This window comes from Crenothrix polyspora (assembly GCF_900163755.1).
Classification (GTDB): domain Bacteria; phylum Pseudomonadota; class Gammaproteobacteria; order Methylococcales; family Methylomonadaceae; genus Crenothrix; species Crenothrix polyspora.
In genome coordinates, this window is sequence record NZ_FUKI01000088.1 from 1 (window position 1) to 2,490 (window position 2,490).

At 39.4% G+C, this 2,490-nt stretch carries 2 protein-coding genes; one reads left to right on the forward strand and one right to left on the reverse strand.

Annotated elements, in window-relative coordinates:
* Positions 1–124: 124 nt before the first annotated feature.
* Positions 125–400, forward strand: coding sequence for a hypothetical protein (locus tag CRENPOLYSF2_RS04825; protein WP_176371040.1), 276 nt, complete (start codon positions 125–127; stop codon positions 398–400).
* A gap of 457 nt (positions 401–857) precedes the next feature.
* Here CRENPOLYSF2_RS04825 and CRENPOLYSF2_RS04830 read toward each other — a convergent pair whose 3' ends face one another.
* The gene (locus CRENPOLYSF2_RS04830; RefSeq protein ID WP_087142818.1) at positions 858–1,985 is read right to left on the reverse strand and encodes a calcium-binding protein; all 1,128 of its coding nucleotides are present in this window, start codon (positions 1,983–1,985) and stop codon (positions 858–860) included.
* Between the last annotated feature and the right edge of the window lie 505 nt (positions 1,986–2,490).

Below are 2,490 nucleotides of genomic sequence, written 5' to 3' on the forward strand. Positions count from 1 at the left end.
TGCTTCGACAAGCTCAGCACGAACGGTGGCTGTAACTGTCCTAAGTTGAAAACGCTGTATTTACATTTTATTTTTAATGGGTCTATTGTATGTGTTTATCCATATGTTGATGTTGGACCGACCATTGTCATTAGTTGAAATTATTGCTTTCATATTTTCATTAAAATTTTTTAAAAATGTATATGTAATAGATATTATATCAAAGGCTGATGCAGCCATACAAAGTAAGATACATCTTCAAAATATGCCTAATAAACGACTCGCAATATCCTATTTACTTTACCAAGCGAATGCTTTAACAGATACCAAATATGAAGGATTAAACGATTTTTTATGTGGGGCATATAAAGTGGGTTACGATGAGTATCGTGACAGATCAGTTGATTGGTCATTCGATTAACCAGATTCAAGCGGTTAATATAGTATTTTCATTTTAAATAAGTGTAAATATTCAGATGCCTCCGTAAAAAAGTTACAAAGCCGCATAAAAAAGGTGTACCTTATTTTTCATGAGATTAAGCGACCATGACTTACTGCAACGTAAGTATTCACTTCCCCCTTTGCAAAAGGGGAATCGAGGGGATTTATTAAAAAATCTCCCTTTTTCAAAAAGGTGGGGATTCTTATCAAGAGAAACGCTATGAAAGCAAGGCCACACAGTTTTGACATAGGTGACTTGTCAGATAAAGAAATTACTTTCATAGCAAGTGTCGGTGATGCGAAGCGCGTAACCAATACGGTCATTATAAGTTTGATTTAACTGGTTTTTTTATCTTGTAATACAGCACAGTATAAGCTTACTACTCACGCTTCGCTCATTTTTTGTAATAAATTAGTAGCCTTATTTTTAGGTTTCATCAGTCGTCACTTGATTCTTGTTGTTGTTTGGTATTGCGTGTTTCGCAGCCCGTATTTTTGTCGTGGTGTTTTGGATTAGCTTTTGGGTTAGGCGTGCAGTTGTCAGATGAACCTTGGCCGCCATCAAGCTTATTATTACCTTGATCACCCAATAAATCATCGCTACCAAGTCCGCCAAAAATCACATCATCACCCATACCACCAGAAATCGAATCCTTACCATTTTCGCCTTTAAGCGTATCGTTGCCGTCACTGCCTGTTAAAATATCGTTACCATTGCCGCCTAAAATTACATCATTGTCCAAACCGCCGTTAACGGCATCATTATCAGCATTACCATTGAGTGAATCTTTTCCTGATCCCCCGATAATTTGATCTTGTCCAGCGCCACCCGATATTATATCAATGCCCGCGCCACCGTTCATTTGATCATCACCGGCATCACCAGTCATTGCGTCATTGCCCGCATCGCCTGACATCACATCATCGCCAGCCCCACCATTCATTTTATCGTTGCCGAAGTCACCTTGAATCGTATCGTTGCCACTGCCGCCAATAATTAAGTCATTGCCTAAGCCGCCTATAAGCGTATCATCACCGTCATCACCACAGATAACGTCATTTCCACCCAAGCCGTTAATAGTATCATTTCCACCTAACCCCGCAATAATGTCACGGCCTGGTGTACCGGTTAAATTATCTGCACCCGATGTGCCTTTAATGGTGGCAATAGCACCGTGGCACAAGGCGATAAAGTCTATTTTCCCCACAAACTTGATCGCAACAGGTGCGATAGTAAGATTAGACGAAATAGGCTCAGCAAAAAATGTTTTTTGCACCGGAGAATTTGTATCGTTTATTACATCGTTTATTGCTATGGGATCGTTGACAGTCTCCACCACAGGACTGGTGGTAAGAACCATTGGCTCTATAACAACAGGATCAGTGACATCAGTGATTGTCCCGTCGGGGATATCAACATTGATAAAATCGATACTGGATGTATCGTTTATGTCCACAGGTGCATCTACACTAGCAGGATCACTAACAGCAGGACTCGCTATTACATACGGGGTAAATAGCGTACCAACAATTAATATTGCTGAGTTTAATAAGCTGTTTTTCATATAAAAAATCCTGATTATATTTTCTGCAAAATGTTTTTTTATAAACTGTTGAGCGTATTAAAACGTTTAAATTTGTACACAATAACGTCCGACCATCCCTAATCTTCTTATAGTGTGATGCTAAATATTATCGTTTAATACGCTTTAAAAAGTGTAGTTTGAAAAAATGAAATATTGCATAGAATTAGGATTAATTTGCTAAAACTGCGAACCGTGTCACAGTTTTGCTGGCAAGGCGCTTTTACTTACTGACGTGACATGTACAGCGTTTTCAACTTAGGAAAGCGCACGAAATAACTTGAGCAAGTTCATGCTTCGACAGGCTCAGCACGAACGGTGATGGCGTTTAAGTTGTTCAAGTTATTTCATGCACGTTCCTTAGGACAGTTACAGCCACCGTTCATGCTTCGACAAGCTCAGTGCGAACGGTTACGCTGTAACTATTGAACTGTAAAAACGCTGTAACATTGTACTTGGCCTGTTTAAATTGATCTGGAGGCATACA

What these genes read in the sequence shown, in the direction of transcription:
- CRENPOLYSF2_RS04830 (WP_087142818.1), bottom strand. Translation starts at nt 1,985, where the DNA reads ATGAAAAACAGCTTATTAAACTCAGCAATATTAATTGTTGGTACGCTA.